Source organism: Agrobacterium sp. ST15.16.055 (assembly GCF_027956555.1).
GTDB classification, from domain to species: Bacteria; Pseudomonadota; Alphaproteobacteria; order Rhizobiales; family Rhizobiaceae; genus Agrobacterium; species Agrobacterium salinitolerans.
The window spans coordinates 1-544 of record NZ_JAQKGN010000033.1 but is presented as its reverse complement, the minus strand read 5'-3'; the positions used below and the strand labels follow the sequence as shown (position 1 = coordinate 544).

General features: G+C 54.0%; 1 protein-coding gene. It reads right to left on the bottom strand.

Features of this window, described 5'->3' with window-relative positions; all coding sequences use genetic code 11:
- A partial coding sequence (locus PL599_RS22690) for an ATP-binding protein (protein ID WP_271359893.1) occupies nt 1–367 on the bottom strand: 367 nt, incomplete at its 3' end.
- Between the last annotated feature and the right edge of the window lie 177 nt (nt 368–544).

The window sequence follows — 544 nt, the reverse complement described above, 5'->3', positions numbered from 1 at the left end:
TATCTTTCGCGTTCGTTGATATCCGCATCCACGAAGACCGGATGACGTCCTCGGTCATCCCCACGCCGTCGTCTTCGATAACGAGACTGCCGCCTATTTTTTCTTGACTGCTGAAAGTAAGCGTGACCTTCGTAGCATCTGCGTCGTAGGCGTTCTTGATGAGTTCAGAGAGCGCGGTTTCCTGCTTGCTGACAAGCTGCTCACCGAGCCTTTGGATATGGGCAGCATCGACAGAAAACCGAACTCGGTTAGGATCGTCATCAACAAACTCCCGGCTGGCGGCTTCCACGAGATGCCAATTCGGGGTTTTCTTGCTGACCTCAGCTTCGACTATCTTCCGTGGGTCGATACTGATCGTGTGATCCAAATCGGTGTCGTATTCTATGGGGTGCTCAGCATGCAAGACTTGAAAGCTCAGCACGCCTTCCCGACCCGTATCGACATAGCCGCCATGGACGATGCTGAGCTTGCCAGGGGTTATGCCAACGAACACACCAGCTGCGGTGATCAGCTCGACTACCTCTTCGGCGTTCCTCGCCTTTCT